Source organism: Streptomyces sp. NPDC086787 (assembly GCF_044745865.1).
Taxonomy (GTDB): domain Bacteria; phylum Actinomycetota; class Actinomycetes; order Streptomycetales; family Streptomycetaceae; genus Streptomyces.
On record NZ_JBIVBC010000015.1, the window covers coordinates 42,500 to 59,420 of the forward strand.

Consider the following 16,921-nt stretch of genomic DNA (forward strand, 5'->3'; position numbering starts at 1 on the left):
GGCACTAATCGGGGCTGGTCGCCTTCAGCGCCAGCCACAGCTCCATCCGGACATCCGGGTCGTCGAGGCTGCGTCCCAGGATCTCCTCGACCCTGCGCATCCGGTACCGGAGGGTGTGCCGGTGCACACCGAGGTCGGCCGCGGCCGCGTCCCACTGCCCGTGCCGGGAGAGCCAGGCGCGCAGGGACGCGACCAGGTCCCCGCGCCCGGTGGCGTCGTGTTCGTAAAGGGCCCTCAGCAGCCCGTCCGCGAACGCCCTGACCGCGTCGTCGGCGAGCAGCGGCAGCACCGAACCGGCCGCCAGCTGCTCGTGCTCGACGAGCACCCGGCCCCGCCGCCGGGCCACCGACAGCGCCTGTTCGGCCTGCTTGTACGCGGCGGCGGCGGCGATCGGCCCCGCGGGCGCGGACAGGCCGACGACCAGTTCGTCCTCCTCCACGGGGGTCGGTTCGGGTACGGCCCGTGCCGCATCGAGAGCCGCCGCGTACTCGGCGCAGGAGGCGACCGCCGCGCCCTGGTCCGCGGCGAGGACGATCAGCCGCTCGCCCTCCGGCACGACGAGTACGGCCTCGCCGGAGCGGGCGGCGGCGGCCTCGACGGCCTCCGTGAGGCCGCCCAGCGGGTCGCGGGCGGTGGACGCCGACCCCGACTCGGCGACGATCACCCGGAAGGGAGCGTCGAGGAGCCCGCCGTACAGGTCCCCGGCGACCGCGCGGGCGTGGTCCTGCTGTCCGGCGAGCAGCATGCGCAGCACGGCCGCGCCGACCCGCTGCTCGGCTTCCTGGAGCGAACGCGAGCGTTCGGTGGTGAGGGTGAGCAGGGCGATGGCGGAGTGCACGGCGTACCGTTCGGCGGTGCCCAGGGCGGCGGCGGTGCCCACGGCGAGGGCGGCCCGCGGACGCCTGCCGGTGCCCAGGGTGTGGAGTTCGACCCGGTCGGTGTTCTCGGGGTTCTCGGCGCCGCCGACCACGGACGAGGCGGGCGCGGGCCGTTCCCGCAGCCGCTCCACGTCGGCGGTGATCCGGGCCGCCCGCCGGCCCGCCCACTCCGGTGCGGTCGCGACGACGGCGCCGGAGGCGTCGTAGAGGGCCGCCCAGCCGTCGACCTGCGCGGCGAGCGCGGCGAGCAGTCCTTCGGGGCCCGCGCTCAGTGCCTGTCGGGTCAGTTCCCGCTGCGCGGCGAACCCGGCGGTGACCGCACGGTACTGGTCGGCGGCGATCGCCGCGGACACCGCCTTGCTGATCGCGAGGAAGGGGGTGCGCCGGGGCACCTCCAGCAGGGGCAGGCCCTCCTGTTCGGCGGCGTCGACGAGGGCGCCGGGGATCTCGTCGTAGTTGACGCCGACGGCGAATCCGAGGCCGACGACTCCGGCGCCGGCCAGCCGCTTCACATACCGCCGCATGGTGTCGGGGTCGGCCGCGTCGAGCTTGAGCGCGGTGATCAGCAGCAGTTCCCCGCCCTCCATGTAGGGCACGGGGTCGGCCAGCTCGCTCACGTGCGCCCAGCGGACGGGTACGTCGAGGCGGTCCTCGCCCGCGCGCACGGTGAGTTTGAGCGCGGAGTGGTGGACGAGCGAGGCGAGCGTCGGGGGCATGAGGCCTTCAGGTCTGGGGAGATCAGGCGATCATCACGATCATTTGGCCGGTTCGTATGAACAGCCTATGTCGATTCTGCCTCACCGTACGGTGCCCCGGTGGTGTTATGGACGTACCGGGGAAACGGGGTGAAAAACACGTCAGCCGCGAAGGTTCACCAGCAGCGGTGGCGCGTGCTCGCCCCTGACATTCGTGAGCGACAGCACCGCGTGCCCGGGCGGCACCCCGTGCGCCAGCTCGGAGGCGGACCAGCGCTCACGCTCGACCTGGCGGACGGTCACGGCCCGGGCGGTCGGCGCCTTGCCGGTGACCACCCGGCGCAGCATGTGCACGGCCTTGCCCGCCGGGGTCTCGGCAATGATCTGCCGGTCGGTCACGTCCCGGGTCTCGGTCCACTCCTTGCCCCAGACCTCGGCGAAGTCCTGCCCGTCCCAGGGGGTCAGTCCGGCCAGCGCCATCCGGCAGCCGGCCGCGCCCAGCAGCGGGCCGCGCAGCGGCCGGGGTACGTCGTCCAGGGTGCGCAGGGTGAGCACGGCGCCGGCGTTGGCGGAGCGCAGCCGCTGGATGCCGCGGACGGCGTCCGGGGTGACGGCGCCGGTCGCGTCGTCCAGCAGCAGACACGCGAACAGCGACCGGTCCTCGCGGACCGACACGCTCGCCGTGAACTGGGCGAGCACCAGCCGGGCCAGGATCCGTGAGGCGTCGGCGTGGCCGCGCTCGGGCAGGTCGATACGGACCCGGACCGGATGGTCGAGCGCCTTGAGCGAGAAGGGCCGGGAGTGTCCCGAGGTGTCGAAGAACCCGGCGAAGGCGGGCCGGTCGAGCAGGGCGACCCGGTCGGCGAGGACCGCGCCCACGTCCCCCGGGTGGCCCAGCTGACGCTCGCGCGCGTCGAGTTCGCGCAGCAGCGACTCCTGGCCGCTGTCCTGGAGCGCCTGCCGCAGCGCGGTGAGCGGACCCGGGGCGCCGTCGAGGAGCTGCCGCAGCTCCGGTACGGAAGGGAAGCGGCCGTGGACCGCCCGGAACGGGCCGAGCAGCTGGGCGAGGACGGTGGTGGAGCGGCGGCTGTCGCCGCCGGGGTGCGGGTCGGCGAGATCTCCGACCAGGGCTTCGGCGAGTATGGCGGCGGCCTCGTCCGGGTCGGCGGTGCCGCCGTAGAGGTCGAGGTCGTACTCGGAGTCGGGGTGGGCGATCCGTACGACGACGTCGTACGCGTCGGACGTGCCGAGCCCGGCGCCCGCCGCGCCGACCACCACGACGGCGGCCCGTCCGGCGAGCGCGTGCAGGCACAGCGACTCGGCGAGCGGGCGCACGACGCTCCCGGTCTTGCCGGAGCCGGGCGGCCCGACGGCGAGCAGCGAGGTGCCGAGCAGGTCGGTGCCGAGGGCGATTCCGGTGGCACGGTAGTGATAGGGGTTGCGCGGGTCGTCCGCCGTCGTGCCGATCCGCACCTGCCCGGTGACCAGGTCGTGCCGGGCGAACCGGCCCGGCAGGTCACGCTCCCCGGAGGGGTGCAGGCAGGCGGCGGCACCCTCCCTGACCACGGCGTCGGTGAAGGCGGTGAGGCTGTGCCGGCCACTGCGCACGCCCTGCCAGGCGCGGGCGATCCGGGCGTGGTCCACGTCCCGCATGAGCCCGGCGCGGGCCTCGGTGGCGAGCCGGTCGGCGGCGGCGTCGGCCCCGGCGGCGCGCAGATGGGGCCACTGGGCGGGGTCCTCCTCGACGGGAGGTACGACCTCCCGCTGCTCCTTCTGCTTCACGTGGGGGGCGACGAACCGGCGCCACACGTCGCCCCAGCGGCCCAGCCGGCCGACGGTGATCAGGATCGCGGCGGCGACGATCGCGTACCAGACGTACCCGAAGACCGCCGCGCTCGTGGACTGCGGGGGCGCCCACGAGTCGGGAATCATCGCGAAGAGCGGAAGCAGCCACCAGCCGCCCAGGTATCCGTTCCACAGCAGCGACCAGACCAGCCACCCCACCAGGAAGGCGATCAGCGCACCGCTCAGCAGCTGGCGCGTAGGAATCCTCTCGGGCTCCTGGTCCGGCCGTGCCCGGTGCCCGAACCGCCACACTCCCGGTGCCGCCTCCGGCCGTGGCGCCCGCAGCCACGCCAGGAACTGCGAGCCGTCGGGCAGCGGGGGCACCCCTGGTGGCAGCGCGGGCCGCGGTGGCGGCGCGGAGGCCTCCCGTGGGGTGATGGCGGCGTCCTGTGGCACCGCCGGACGGGGTACGGGGTTGGCGTGCGTGCCCCGCGCGTCCTGTGTCCCGTCGCCGTCCATCGCCGTTGCCCCCTGACCTGCCGTTCCGTGCACCATCAGCGAGTCAATCTAACGCCCCGGCAAGGGGAGTTCACCGCTTACGTGGCCGAGAGCACCGACCGGGCTCCACCTGCCGGTCCGGCTCGCTATGTCCACGGCGGACAAGCAGACGTCCTGACAACGCCCACATGGAGCATGCCCACCCTCCATCACCGGTCCTAGCCTGCGAGATAAAAGAAGACAAGAGTCCGCAATACCCCAGGAGCCCCCCATGAGCGACCTTCCGCAGGAGCGCCGCGTCGTCACCGCCATCCCCGGCCCGAAGTCGCAGGAGCTTCAGGCCCGCCGTCTCGCCACGGTCGCGCAGGGCGTGGGCTCCGTGCTGCCCGTGTTCACCGCACGCGCGGGCGGCGGCATCATCGAGGACGTCGACGGCAACCGTCTGATCGACTTCGGCTCCGGCATCGCCGTGACCTCCGTCGGCGCCTCCGCCGAGGCCGTCGTACGCCGGGCGAGCGCCCAACTGGCCGACTTCACCCACACCTGTTTCATGGTCACCCCGTACGAGGGCTACGTCGAGGTCGCCGAGGCCCTCGCCGAGCTGACCCCGGGCGACCACGCCAAGAAGTCGGCGCTGTTCAACTCGGGCGCCGAGGCCGTCGAGAACGCGGTCAAGATCGCGCGTGCGTACACCAAGCGCCAGGCCGTCGTCGTGTTCGACCACGGTTACCACGGCCGCACCAACCTCACCATGGCGCTGACCGCGAAGAACATGCCGTACAAGCACGGCTTCGGTCCCTTCGCCCCCGAGGTCTACCGCGTCCCGGTCGCCTACGGCTACCGCTGGCTGACCGGCGCGGAGAACGCGGGCGCCGAGGCGTCCGCCCAGGCCATCGACATGATCAACAAGCAGATCGGCGCCGAGAACGTCGCCGCGATCATCATCGAGCCGGTGCTCGGCGAGGGCGGCTTCATCGAGCCGGCGAAGGGCTTCCTCCCGGCCGTCCGCCAGTTCGCGGCCGACAACGGCATCGTCTTCGTCGCCGACGAGATCCAGTCCGGCTTCTGCCGCACCGGCCAGTGGTTCGCCTGTGAGGACGAGGGCATCGTTCCCGACCTGATCACCACGGCGAAGGGCATCGCGGGCGGTCTGCCGCTCGCCGCCGTCACCGGCCGCGCCGAGATCATGGACGCCGCGCACGCGGGCGGCCTCGGCGGCACCTACGGCGGCAACCCGGTGGCCTGCGCGGGTGCGCTCGGCGCCATCGAGACGATGAAGGAGCTGGACCTCAACAGCAAGGCGAAGCACATCGAGGCGATCATGAAGGAGCGCCTCGCCGCCATGGCCGAGAAGTTCGACATCATCGGCGACATCCGCGGCCGTGGCGCGATGATCGCCATCGAGCTGGTCAAGGACCGCACGACGAAGGAGCCGAACGCCGAGGCCACCGCAGCCCTCGCCAAGGCCTGCCACCAGGAGGGTCTGCTGGTCCTGACCTGTGGCACCTACGGCAACGTGCTGCGCTTCCTGCCCCCGCTGGTCATCGGCGACGACCTGCTGAACGAGGGCCTCGACATCATCGAGCAGGCGTTCGCGCGAATCTGACACACAATGGGATCCCAGCTCAGGCACAGGATTCCGGTCCTTTGACCCGGCGAACGGCAGGGCATGTGAAGAAGGTGTGCGAGGTGGATGTCGGGACGCGATTCCGTCTGTCTCGGAGCCACACCCTGCCGTAGGTTCATCTCCAGATGAGAGATACACCCCGCCCACAGGGGACTGTGGGCGGCATCGGGTCGCGGCCTCCCCAGCTTCGACCTGGTCGTGCCTCGCGCACACAACCGAAGCCCACGGTTTCGGATCTCCTCACCGATCGGACGGTCGCCCGCCCCAAACCCCCCGGGGCGCGCGGCGTTCCGGTCCGGACGGCCGCCTCGGAACCACCCCCCCTGTTCCGAGGCGGCCGACCTCCTTCCCGGACACTGGTGGCCATGCGCCGCATTCCTACATGTGTCCTGGGTGACTTCGGCCCCCCGAGCGTCCGCGACGGCCACGCCCTCGATCGCTTCGTGCAGATCGGCTCGCTCACCAAGGTCGTCACCGGTACCGCACTGCTGCGGCTGGCGGCCATCGGCGCGCTCAGCCCCGACGACCCCGTGGAGCGCTGGCTGCCCGCGGCACCCGGCACCGGGATCACCCTGCGGCACCTGGCCGAGCACACCTCCGGCCTGCCCCGGCTGCCTCCACAGGCGGCGGGCCGGGACCCCTACGTACCGTTCGACACCGCCGCGCTGCACGACGTGCTGAGCCGGCTGGACTCGGTCGCGGTGCGCCCCGCGGGACAGCAGGAGGAGTACTCCAACCTCGGTTACGCCGTACTCGGCGCGGCGCTGACCGCGGCCTCGGGCACGACCTACGAGGAGCTGGTCGACGCGTACGTGCTCGGACCACTGGACGTGACCGAGATATCCGCGGACCCCGATCCCGCCCGCCGGCTGTCGGCGCCCGGCCTGTTCGGCAGGGCGCGCAAACCCTGGACGATGAGCGGTCCGATCCTGCCGGCCGGCGGCCTGTGGGCCACTCCGCGCGCGGCGGCCGACCTGGTCGTACGGCTCCTGGTCGAACGACGGCTGGGGGAGCCCGCGCCGACCTGGCAGCGGACCGGCCCGCTGCACTGGCACAACGGCGCCACCCGCGACGCGTCGGTCTTCGCCGGTGCGACCGACGACGGCCGCTGGGTGCTCGTCCACCGGCTCGGCGGCGATCCCGACGACACCGACCTGAGCGGCATCGAGGTGCTCAAGGGGAGCGGGCGCGGCCGATGAGGCTCCCCGTCCGGCTGTGGCCGTGGTTTCTCGGGGCGGTTCCCGCTCTGCTCTTCGCACTGATCACCTGGCAGGTCGCCGCCGCCGGTCCGCTGCTGCGCGCGGACGTGCGGCTGAGCCGCGCCCTCGTCCACCCCGACCGGCTCTCCGGGCTCCTGGCCGACCTGGGCAACGTCCAGGTGGCGGTACCGGTGCTCGTCCTGGCCCTGGGCTACGCGGCCTGGCGCGGACGGGCCGCCGGACTGGACCGGTGGTGGCTGCCACCGGCCGCCGCGGCTGCCCTGATGGCTCTGCTCCCGGCGCTGGTCGTCCCCTTGAAAGACTGGACCGCGCGCCGGGGAACCTCCGTCATGCCCCCGGGCGTCGGCTACTACCCCTCGGGCCACACCGCCACCGCCGCCCTCGCCTACGGGGCGGCCACGCTGCTCCTCCTGCCCTGGCCGCGCACGGCGCGGGCCCGCCGCCTGCTGCTCGCCGCCTGTGTGACGGTCAATCTCGCCGTCGGCTTCGGCCTGGTCCGGCACGGCTACCACTGGCCGCTGGACGTGCTGGCCGGCTGGTGTCTGTGTGCCGTGCTCCTGTGCGGGCTGTGGCCGGTGGTCAGTCACGGCACCCGTCGGCCCGGCGGCCGTCCTCCTTCGTAGCCGGTCTCCGCGCCAGGCACGCCGCAGCCTCGTGCATCGCGAGCTCCAGCAGAACGGGGTCCGTGAGGGTGCCGGAGCCGTCCGGGGGGATCAGCCAGCGGGCTCCCCGGGAGGGGCGGCCCGGGTACGGCACGACGATCCAGGTGCCCGGACCTGCCGTGCGGATGCCGGTGCCGAGCCAGCGGGCGGCCGTGCCCGGCGGCACCAGGAAGCCCATGCGTTCGTCGCCGAAGTCGACCAGTACCGGGCCGGGGCGGTCCAGTACCCGGGTGAGCACGTCGAGCGTGGGGTAGCCGAGTGCGGCGGGCAGGATGAGGACGTCCCAGGCACGGCCGGCGGGCAGCAGCGCGATGCCCTGGGGGCTGCGCTCCCACTCCCAGCGGCAGGCGTCGGGATCCGGTGCCACGGATGCCAGCCATTCGACCGCCGTCCTCGCCCCAGCCATCACAGGACCTCCCTCTGCCTCGTGACGCGATCGCGTCGAAGGGGGAGAGGGAGGTTCCGTGCGGGCATTACGCGGGTTCCCCCACGAACAGCGGTTCCTCAGCTGTCGAAGCCCAGCCCCAGCCGGTCCATCGCCCGCAGCCACAGGTTGCGCCGTCCGCTGTGCGCGTCCGCGCGGGCCAGCGACCACTTGGTGAGGGCGATTCCGGTCCAGGCGAAGGGCTCGGGCGGGAAGGGCAACGGCTTCTTGCGCACCATCTCCAGGCGGGTGCGCTCGGTGTCCTCGCCGTCCAGCAGGTCCAGCATCACATCGGCGCCGAACCGGGTGGAGCCGACGCCGAGCCCCGTGTAGCCGGCCGCGTAGGCCACCCTGCCGTGGTGGCCGGTGCCGAAGAACGCCGAGAAGCGCGAGCAGGTGTCGATCGCGCCGCCCCACGCGTGCGTGAAGCGGAGCCCCTCCAACTGCGGGAAGCAGGTGAAGAAGTGCTCGGCGAGCTTGGCGTACGTCTCCGGGCGGTCGTCGTACTCCGCGCGCATCCTGCCGCCGTACGGGTAGATCGCGTCGTAGCCGCCCCACAGGATGCGGTTGTCGGCGGACAGCCGGAAGTAGTGGAACTGGTTCGCCGAGTCGCCGAGTCCCTGGCGCCCCTGCCAGCCGACCGACGCGAGCTGCTCGGTGGTCAGCGGCTCGGTCATCAGGGCGTAGTCGTAGACCGGGACGGTGTACGAGCGGACCCGCTTGAGCAGGCTCGGGAAGATGTTGGTGCCGAGCGCGACCTTACGGGCGCGGACCGAGCCGTAGGGGGTGCGTACGGCCATTCCGGCGCCATACGTCTTCAGATCCAGGGCCGGAGTGTGCTCGTAGACCCGCACGCCCAGTTGCAGGCAGGCCCGCTTGAGTCCCCAGGCGAGCTTGGCCGGGTTGATCATGGCCACGCCCCGGCGGTCCCACAGGCCCCCCACGAAGGTGGGCGAGTTCACCTGGGCCCGCACGGCGTCGGCGTCCAGGTACTCGATGCCGTCGGCCAGGCCCTGCTTCTCCAGTTCCTGGTGCCAATCGCGCAGTTCCCGCGCCTGGTACGGCTCCGTGGCGACGTCGATCTCGCCGGTGCGCTCGAACTCGCAGTCCAGCGAGTAGCGGGCGACCGCCTTCTCGATCTCGTCCAGGTTGCGCGCGCCCAGCTCCTCCAGCTGGTGGATCTCGCCGGGCCAGCGGGCGAGTCCGTTGGCCAGTCCGTGGGTGAGGGAGGCGGCGCAGAATCCGCCGTTGCGGCCCGAGGCGGCCCAGCCCACCTCGCGGCCTTCCAGCAGTACGACGTCCCGCCCGGGATCGCGCTCCTTGGCGATGAGCGCGGTCCACAGTCCGCTGTACCCGCCGCCGACGACCAGCAGATCGCAGGTCTCGGCGCCGGTGAGGGCGGGCTCGGGGTGGGGCTTTCCGGGGTCTTCGAACCAGTACGGAACAGGCTGTGCTTCGGAGAGAGACTTGGTCCAACGGGTCATGGCGCTTGGGGCCATGATTTCAACTCCCTACAGAGTTCTTGCGGTCATGCCTTTTGTTTGTTGCGGCGATGGGTGATGACCATCGAGGTCAGCACGAACAGTACGGCGACCAGGAACATGGCCGTACCGATGACATTGATCTGGACGGGCGTGCCGCGCTGCGCCGAGCCCCATACGAACATGGGGAAGGTGACGGTCGAACCCGCGTTGAAATTGGTGATGATGAAATCGTCGAAGGAGAGCGCGAAGGAGAGCAGCGCGCCCGCCGCGATTCCGGGGGCCGCAATGGGCAGGGTGACCCGGAGGAACGTCTGCACCGGGCCGGCGTAGAGGTCCTGGGCCGCCTGCTCCAGGCGCGGGTCCATCGACATCACACGCGCCTTGACCGCGGTGACGACGAAGCTGAGGCAGAACATGATGTGGGCGATCAGGATGGTCCAGAAGCCCAGCTGGGCGCCCAGGTTGAGGAAGAGGGTGAGCAGCGAGGCCGCCATGACGACCTCGGGCATCGCCATCGGCAGGAAGATCAGCGAGTTCACGGCGCCGCGCGCGCGGAATCGGTAGCGGACCAGTGCGAAGGCGATCATCGTGCCGAGGGCGGTGGCTCCGATCGTCGCCCACACGGCGATCTGGAGACTCAGGGACAGCGAGCCGCACATGTCGGCGACACCGCAGGGGTCTTTCCAGGCGTCCGTGGAGAACTGCTGCCATTCATAGTTGAAGCGCCCCTTCGGTTTGTTGAAGGAGAACACCGTGACGACGACATTGGGCAGCAGCAGATAGCCGAGTGTCACCAGTCCAGCGATGACGACAAGGCGGCGCTTGAGCCAGTTGACGAAGGGCATTTAAACCAGATCCTCCGTCCCGGACCGGCGAATGTAGAGGGTGACCATGAGGAGAATCGCGGCCATGAGTATGAAGGAGAGAGCGGCCGCCGTCGGATAGTCCAGGATCCGCAGGAACTGGGTCTGGATGACGTTTCCGATCATCCGGGTGTCGGTGGAGCCGAGGAGTTCGGCGTTGACGTAGTCACCGGCGGCGGGGATGAAGGTGAGCAGCGTGCCGGAGACCACGCCCGGCATCGACAGCGGGAAGGTGACCTTGCGGAAGGTCGTCCACGGCCGGGCGTACAGGTCGCCCGCCGCCTCGTGCAACCGGCCGTCGATGCGCTCCAGCGAGGTGTAGAGCGGCAGGATCATGAACGGCAGGAAGTTGTACGTCAGTCCGCACACCACGGCGAGCGGTGTGGCCAGCACCCGGTCCCCGGCGGTCCAGCCGAGCCAGTCGGTGACGTTCAGTACGTGCAGCGAGTTGAGGGCGCCGACGACCGGGCCGTTGTCCGCGAGGATCGTCTTCCAGGCCAGGGTGCGGATCAGGAAGCTGGTGAAGAACGGCGCGATCACCAGCACCATGATCAGGTTCCGCCAGCGGCCCGCGCGGAAGGCGATCAGATACGCCAGCGGGTAGCCGAGCAGCAGGCACAGCACGGTCGCGGCGGCGGCGTAGTAGAGGGAGCGCAGGAACTGCGGCCAGTAGTCGGTCAGCGCGTTCCAGTAGGTCGCGAAGTGCCAGGTGACCTTGTAGCCCTGCTCCAGGGAACCCGTCTGCACGGATGTGGAGGCCTGGTAGACCATCGGCAGCGCGAAGAAGACGATCAGCCAGAGGATGCCGGGCAGCAGCAGAAGGTAGGGGGTCCATCTGCCGCGCTTGCGCGGGGGCTTCTTCTCGGGCTCGGCGGGGGCGAGCGGCGGGGGCGCCTCGGTGAGCGTCGACATGTCTACGCGGCCTCTTCCTCGACGCTCTCCACGCCGGCGTCGATGTCCTGGGCCGCGTCGAGACCGAAGGTGTGGGCCGGGTTCCAGTGCATGACGACCTCGGCGCCGGGCACCAGCCGGGCGTCACGGTCGACGTTCTGCACGTAGACCTCGAACTCGGGACAGACCGGGCTGTCGATGACGTACTGGGTGGAGACGCCGATGAAGCTGGAGTCGGCGATCCTGCCGGTGATGCGGTTGCGGCCCTCGGCGATCGCGCCCGCGTCGTCGGCGTGGGTGAGGGAGATCTTCTCCGGACGGACGCCCACCAGCACCTTGCCGCCGGTCGTCGTCGGCGCGGAGCAGCGCGCCCCGGGCAGCACCAGCTTGCCGCCGCCCGCCCTGACGATGATGTCCTCGCCGTTCTTGGTGTCGACCTCGGCCTCGATGAGGTTGGAGGTGCCGAGGAAGTTGGCGACGAAGGTGGTCTGCGGGGCCTCGTAGAGGTCGGCGGGCGAGCCGAGCTGCTCGACGCGGCCCGCGTTCATCACGGCGACCGTGTCGGCCATGGTCATGGCCTCCTCCTGGTCGTGCGTGACGTGGATGAAGGTGATGCCGACCTCGGTCTGGATGCGCTTGAGCTCCAGTTGCATCTGGCGGCGCAGTTTGAGGTCGAGGGCGCCGAGCGGCTCGTCCAGGAGCAGCACCTTCGGGTGGTTGATCAGTGCGCGGGCGACCGCGACACGCTGCTGCTGGCCGCCGGAGAGCTGGTGCGGCTTCTTGCGCGCCTGCTCGCCGAGCTGGACGAGGTCGAGCATCTCCACGACCTGCTTCTTCACGCCCTTGATGCCGCGCCGGCGCAGGCCGAAGGCGACGTTCTCGAAGATGTCCAGGTGCGGGAAGAGGGCGTAGGACTGGAAGACGGTGTTCACCGGCCGCTTGTACGGCGGCAGGTGGGTCACCTCCTGGTCGCCGAGGTGCACGGTGCCGGAGGAAGGTTCCTCCAGACCGGCGATCATGCGCAGGGTGGTGGTCTTGCCGCAGCCGGAGGCGCCGAGCAGGGCGAAGAAGGAGCCCTGTGGCACGGTCAGGTCGAGCGGCTGTACGGCGGTGAAGGAGCCGTAGGTCTTGCCGATCCCGGTGAGGCGGACGTCGCCGCTGGTGTCTTTCGTCATCATCGTCACGCCCCTGTGAGCTTCGCGAACTGTGCTTCGTAGGCCGTCTCTTCCTTCTGGCTCAGTGAGCGGAAGGCATGGGACTTGGCCTGCATGGCCTTGTCGGGAACGATCAGCGGATTGTCCGCCGCATCCTTGTCGATCTTCGCGAGGTAGGGCTTCACGCCGTCGACCGGAGTCACGTAGTTGATGTAGGCGGCGAGGGCGGCGGCCTGCGCGGGCTCGTAGTAGAAGTCCATCAGCCGCTCGGCGTTCGTCTTGTGCCGCGCCTTGTTGGGGATGAGCATGTTGTCGGTCGACGTCATGTAGCCGCTGTCGGGGATGACGAAGTCGACGTCGGGGCTGTCCGACTTGAGCTGTACGACGTCACCGGCCCAGGCGACACAGGCCGCCAGGTCGCCCTTGGTGAGGTCGGACGTGTAGTCGTTGCCGGTGAAGCGGCGGATCTGGCCCTTGTCGACGGCCTTCTGGAGCCGGGCTATCGCCGCGTCGTAGTCGTCGCCGGTGAAGTTCGCGGGGTCCTTGCCCATGTCGAGCAGGGTCATGCCCATGCTGTCGCGCATCTCCGACAGGAAGCCGACGCGGCCCTTGAGTTTGGGGTTGTCGAGCAGGTCGGAGACCGACTTCACCTCGACGCCGTCGAGGGCCTTCTTGTTGTAGGCGATGACGGTCGAGATGCCCTGCCACGGGTACGAGTAGGCGCGGCCCGGATCCCAGTCGGGGTCGCGGAACTGCGGCGACAGGTTGGTGTAGGCATTCGGCAGGTTGGAGGCGTCCAGTTTCTGGACCCAGCCCAGGCGGATCAGCCGGGCGGCCAGCCAGTCCGTGACGACGATGATGTCGCGGCCGGTGTCCTGGCCCGCGGCGAGCTGCGGTTTGACCTTGGCGAAGAACTCGCTGTTGTCGTTGATGTCCTCGGTGTACTTGACCTGGATGCCGGTCCGCCTGCGGAACGTGTCCAGCGTCGGGTGGTGCTTGCCGCCGTCGTCCAGGTCGATGTACTCGGTCCAGTTGGAGAAGTTGACGGTCTTCTCCACCTTCGAGTGGTCCTGGGCCGAGGTGCCGCCCTTGGTCTGACCCGCGGCGGGGATCCCGCAGGCGCTGAGCGCCCCGAGTCCGCCCGCCGCGAGCGCGCCGCCCGCGGAGGCGCGCAGCAGCGACCGCCGGTTCATGGCTGCCCTGCCATTGCGCAGACTGCGCCGCAGGGCGGCCGCCTGGGCCGCCGTCGGGCGGTCGGGCTCGTACTGGTCCATGCGCGTGGTGCCCTTTCGGGAGATGCGGCCGCGGTCGTGCGGCCTGTTGTCGCTAGCGGTCCCCGAAGATCGTGCGGTGCCAGTCCTTGCGGACCACCGCCGTATTATCGAACATGACGTGTTTGATCTGTGTGTACTCCTCGAACGAGTACGCCGACATGTCCTTGCCGAAGCCGGACTGCTTGTGGCCGCCGTGCGGCATCTCGCTGAGGATCGGAATGTGGTCGTTGACCCACACACACCCCGCCTTGATCTCGCGGGTGGCGCGGTTCGCCCGGTAGACGTCACGGCTCCACGCGGAGGCGGCCAGACCGTACGGGGTGTCGTTGGCCAGCCGGATCCCTTCATCATCACTGTCGAACGGCAGAACGACCAGTACCGGCCCGAAGATCTCCGACTGGACGACCTCGCTGTCCTGGGATGCGCCGGTGATCAGGGTGGGGCGGTAGAAGGCGCCGTTCTTCAGCTCGCCCTGCGGGGCCTCACCACCGGTGACCACGTCTGCGTAGGCCCGCGCGCGGTCCACGAAACCGGCGACCCGGTCGCGCTGGGTGTGCGAGATCAGCGGGCCGAGGTCGGTGCCGGCCGCGAAGGGGTCGCCCAGCCGGACGGTCGCCATCAGGGCCGCGGTCTTCTCCACGAAGGCCTCGTAGAGCGGCCGCTGCACATACGCGCGCGTGGCGGCCGTGCAGTCCTGCCCGGTGTTGATCAGCGCACCGGCGACCGCGCCGTGGGCGGCGGCCTCGACGTCCGCGTCGTCGAAGACCAGGAACGGCGCCTTGCCGCCGAGCTCCAGATGGAGGCGCTTGACGGTCGCGGTGGCGATCTCGGCGACCCGCTTGCCCACGGCGGTGGAGCCGGTGAAGGAGGTCATGGCCACGTCGGGATGACCGACGAGGTGCTCTCCGGCCTCACGGCCCGCGCCGGTGACGATGTTGATCACGCCGTCGGGGATCCCGGCCTCCGTGGCGGCCTCGGCGAACAGCAGGGAGGTCAGCGGGGTGAGCTCGGCGGGCTTCAGCACGATGGTGTTGCCCGCGGCGATCGCCGGGAGGATCTTCCAGGCGGCCATCTGGAGCGGGTAGTTCCAGGGGGCGATGGACCCGACGACCCCGATGGGCTCGCGGCGGATGTACGACGTGTGGTCGCCCGAGTACTCCCCGGCGGACTGGCCCTGGAGGTGCCGGGCCGCGCCCGCGAAGAAGGCGATGTTGTCGATCGTCCCCGGGACGTCGAACTCCCGGCTCAGCTTGAGCGGCTTGCCGCACTGGAGGGACTCGGCGCGGGCGAACTCCTCGGCCCGGTCGGCGACCACCGCGGCGAAGCGGTGCAGCGCGTCCGAGCGCTCGCCCGGGGTGGCGGACGCCCAGCCCGGGAAGGCGTCCCGGGCCGCCGCGACCGCGGCGTCGACGTCGTCCTTTCCGGCCAGCTCGTACGTGTACACGTCCGCGCCGGTGGCGGGGTCGACCACGCTGTGGTGACGGCCGGACGTGCCCTTGGTCAGACGGCCGGCGATGAACTGCGCGCCGTCCGCGAATCGCTCCCGCGCGGGGAACCGGTCCGGGGTGGCGGTGCCCGGGTTGTCCATGTCTCGCTCTCCTCCGCCGGCACCCCTTTCCGGGGTGGGTGGCGTAGCTCCAGCTCGATTTGAGTGCCGATCCTGACAGAGGGACGGCACTCCAACAAGTGATTCCGTTGTTGCCTTTTGGTTACGCAACGGATTCCTTCGACCAGGTGTCGAGTCGGCCTGGAAAAGGGAGGACGGAGTGTCAGTGGTGCCTGCGAAACTCGCGTGCATGGGAGAAATCGTCAGCCGGGAGTCCCTGATCAGGGAGGTCCACTCGGGCACGCGCGTCAAGTACCTGCACTTCTGGGGGCACCGGCCGCGACCTGACGGAAGCGTGGGCGCGAGCTGCCTGAGCCAGTGGTGGCCGTCGCCGTTCACCGTGGACGGGGTGGAGTACGCGACGGCGGAGCACTGGATGATGGCCGGGAAGGCCCGCCTCTTCGAGGACGCCGAGGCGGAGCGGCGGATCCTGGCGGCCGGTCACCCCTCCCAGGCCAAGAAGGCGGGGCGGCTGGTGCGCGGCTTCGACGAGGCTGCCTGGGAGCGCGAGCGGTTCCGGATCGTCGTGGAGGGCAGCGTGCACAAGTTCTCCGCGCACACGGAACTGCGGGAGTTCCTGCTGAACACGGGCACCCGGGTGCTGGTCGAGGCGAGCCCCGTCGACCGGGTGTGGGGCATCGGGCTCGCGGCGGACGACGAGGCGGCTCAGGATCCGGAGCGGTGGCGGGGGCCGAATCTGCTGGGCTTCGCGCTGATGGAGGCGCGCGGACGAATCGCCTCCGGCGGCTGATCCGGGGCCACCAGGACTCCGGTCCGGCGTGGGCCCCGAGGTCTGCCCGGCCGGGTCAGGAGGCCGCGTCGGTGATCTGCGCGGCGAGGATCACCAGGGCGAGGACGACGCCCACGGAACCGCAGATGATGCCGGCCAGCGCCTGACCCGGGTTCGAGGCCTCGCCGCGACGGGCCCTCACGCGCCCGATCGCACCGAAGATCACGCCCAGCACGCCCAGCACGATGGCCAGCGGCCACAGGCAGAACAGGATCGCGGCAAGGATGCCCAGCACCAGGGATGCCGTACCCATGCCGTCACTCAGCACCGGCTGGGAGCCCGGCCACCCGTAGTAGCCGGGCGGGGCACCGTACGGGACGGGGGCGGGGGCGCCCGGGTAGCCGTAGGGGATCTGGCCGGGGCCGTCCGGGGCGATGGGCGGCGGCGGGACGGGGAAGCCGCCCTGACCGACGGGCGGGGCCGGGAAGCCGGTGTGGCCGGCGGGCGGGGTGGGGGCGGGCCAGGCCGGCGGGGTGTGCGGGTGGGGCGAGAAGGGCGAGAGGGAAGTGACGGTCTCCTGACCGTGCAGGGTCGGCGCGGCGGGCGCACCGCTCGCCCCGGCGAACACCGTGTCGCCCGGGCCGGGGCCGTGGCCGCCACCGGCTGGGGGCGCCCAGGGGTTGGGCGGGGTTCCGGCGGGAGTCGCGGCGTCACCGGCGGGGGCCGCCGGGGCCACGGGTATGGCGTCACCCGCGGCGGTCGCAGGGGGCGCCCAGGGGCCGGGCGGGAGACCGGCGGGGGCCGCGGGTATGGCGTCACCTGCGGAGGTTGCCGAAGCACCGGGGGCGGTCTCGGCCGCCGCGGCTTCCGGAGCGCCGGGTATGGAATCACCGGCCGCCATGCCGGCGTCGGCCGCGGGCTTGGTCAGTGGGACCGCAGGAGCCGTACCCACGGCGGGCGTACCCACCGACGAGGGTGCGTCGGCCGAGGGTGCGCCGGAGGCCGGTGTGGAGTTTTCCGGTGACTGTGGCGCCTCGTCGGCCATTGTGCGGGATCCCCTCATATTTGTGTGCTCGTCATGCTACGGGCGCTGGTCCGGGCGTCGCGGACCGGCCCTACGATGGGCCGGA

14 protein-coding genes are annotated in these 16,921 nt (G+C 71.1%); 4 read left to right on the forward strand and 10 right to left on the reverse strand.

What is annotated here, in order from left to right; genetic code table 11:
* Positions 1-4: 4 nt before the first annotated feature.
* Together ACIPK3_RS27720 and ACIPK3_RS27725 are read right to left on the reverse strand one after the other, a co-directional pair.
* Complete coding sequence (locus tag ACIPK3_RS27720) at positions 5-1,594, reverse strand: PucR family transcriptional regulator (RefSeq protein ID WP_402573951.1); 1,590 nt, start codon at positions 1,592-1,594, stop codon at positions 5-7.
* Positions 1,595-1,735: 141 nt separating this feature from the next.
* Positions 1,736-3,877: an ATP-binding protein gene (locus ACIPK3_RS27725; protein WP_402573953.1), complete on the reverse strand. Its 2,142-nt coding sequence runs from the start codon at positions 3,875-3,877 to the stop codon at positions 1,736-1,738.
* Between the two features lie 250 nt (positions 3,878-4,127).
* Between ACIPK3_RS27725 and gabT the strand changes: the two genes are divergently transcribed.
* The 3 genes from gabT to ACIPK3_RS27740 all read left to right on the forward strand — a co-directional run bounded on the left by gabT (position 4,128) and on the right by ACIPK3_RS27740 (position 7,326).
* A complete protein-coding gene (gene gabT, locus ACIPK3_RS27730) occupies positions 4,128-5,462 on the forward strand; it encodes a 4-aminobutyrate--2-oxoglutarate transaminase (RefSeq protein WP_402573955.1) in 1,335 nt (444 codons plus the stop codon).
* 386 nt (positions 5,463-5,848) lie between these two features.
* A complete protein-coding gene (locus tag ACIPK3_RS27735; RefSeq protein WP_402573956.1) occupies positions 5,849-6,682 on the forward strand; it encodes a serine hydrolase domain-containing protein in 834 nt (277 codons plus the stop codon).
* Positions 6,679-7,326 (forward strand): phosphatase PAP2 family protein, encoded by a 648-nt coding sequence (locus tag ACIPK3_RS27740; RefSeq protein ID WP_402573958.1) that lies wholly within the window; start codon positions 6,679-6,681, stop codon positions 7,324-7,326. Before ACIPK3_RS27735 ends, ACIPK3_RS27740 begins: the two co-directional genes overlap by 4 nt.
* On the opposite strand, the gene ACIPK3_RS27745 is transcribed toward ACIPK3_RS27740, so the two are convergent.
* From ACIPK3_RS27745 to ACIPK3_RS27775, 7 genes are all read right to left on the reverse strand, one after another.
* Positions 7,283-7,771, reverse strand: coding sequence for a hypothetical protein (locus ACIPK3_RS27745; RefSeq protein ID WP_402573959.1), 489 nt, complete (start codon positions 7,769-7,771; stop codon positions 7,283-7,285). The two genes, ACIPK3_RS27740 and ACIPK3_RS27745, sit on opposite strands and share 44 nt — an antisense overlap.
* A 98-nt stretch (positions 7,772-7,869) precedes the next feature.
* Positions 7,870-9,288, reverse strand: a complete 1,419-nt coding sequence (locus ACIPK3_RS27750; RefSeq protein ID WP_402573961.1) for an NAD(P)/FAD-dependent oxidoreductase — start codon at positions 9,286-9,288, stop codon at positions 7,870-7,872.
* A gap of 29 nt (positions 9,289-9,317) precedes the next feature.
* Positions 9,318-10,118, reverse strand: coding sequence for an ABC transporter permease (locus tag ACIPK3_RS27755; RefSeq protein WP_402573963.1), 801 nt, complete (start codon positions 10,116-10,118; stop codon positions 9,318-9,320).
* Positions 10,119-11,048: an ABC transporter permease gene (locus ACIPK3_RS27760; RefSeq protein ID WP_402573965.1), complete on the reverse strand. Its 930-nt coding sequence runs from the start codon at positions 11,046-11,048 to the stop codon at positions 10,119-10,121.
* 2 nt (positions 11,049-11,050) lie between these two features.
* Positions 11,051-12,202: an ABC transporter ATP-binding protein gene (locus tag ACIPK3_RS27765; RefSeq protein WP_402574119.1), complete on the reverse strand. Its 1,152-nt coding sequence runs from the start codon at positions 12,200-12,202 to the stop codon at positions 11,051-11,053.
* 5 nt (positions 12,203-12,207) lie between these two features.
* Positions 12,208-13,455: a spermidine/putrescine ABC transporter substrate-binding protein gene (locus ACIPK3_RS27770; RefSeq protein ID WP_402573967.1), complete on the reverse strand. Its 1,248-nt coding sequence runs from the start codon at positions 13,453-13,455 to the stop codon at positions 12,208-12,210.
* Positions 13,456-13,507: 52 nt separating this feature from the next.
* Positions 13,508-15,043 (reverse strand): gamma-aminobutyraldehyde dehydrogenase, encoded by a 1,536-nt coding sequence (locus tag ACIPK3_RS27775; RefSeq protein WP_402573969.1) that lies wholly within the window; start codon positions 15,041-15,043, stop codon positions 13,508-13,510.
* Positions 15,044-15,251: 208 nt separating this feature from the next.
* Here ACIPK3_RS27775 and ACIPK3_RS27780 point away from each other — a divergent pair, with 208 nt between their 5' ends.
* Complete coding sequence (locus ACIPK3_RS27780) at positions 15,252-15,812, forward strand: NADAR family protein (protein WP_402573971.1); 561 nt, start codon at positions 15,252-15,254, stop codon at positions 15,810-15,812.
* Positions 15,813-15,867: 55 nt separating this feature from the next.
* Here ACIPK3_RS27780 and ACIPK3_RS27785 read toward each other — a convergent pair whose 3' ends face one another.
* Positions 15,868-16,743: a DUF4190 domain-containing protein gene (locus ACIPK3_RS27785; RefSeq protein ID WP_402573972.1), complete on the reverse strand. Its 876-nt coding sequence runs from the start codon at positions 16,741-16,743 to the stop codon at positions 15,868-15,870.
* Positions 16,744-16,921 lie beyond the last annotated feature (178 nt).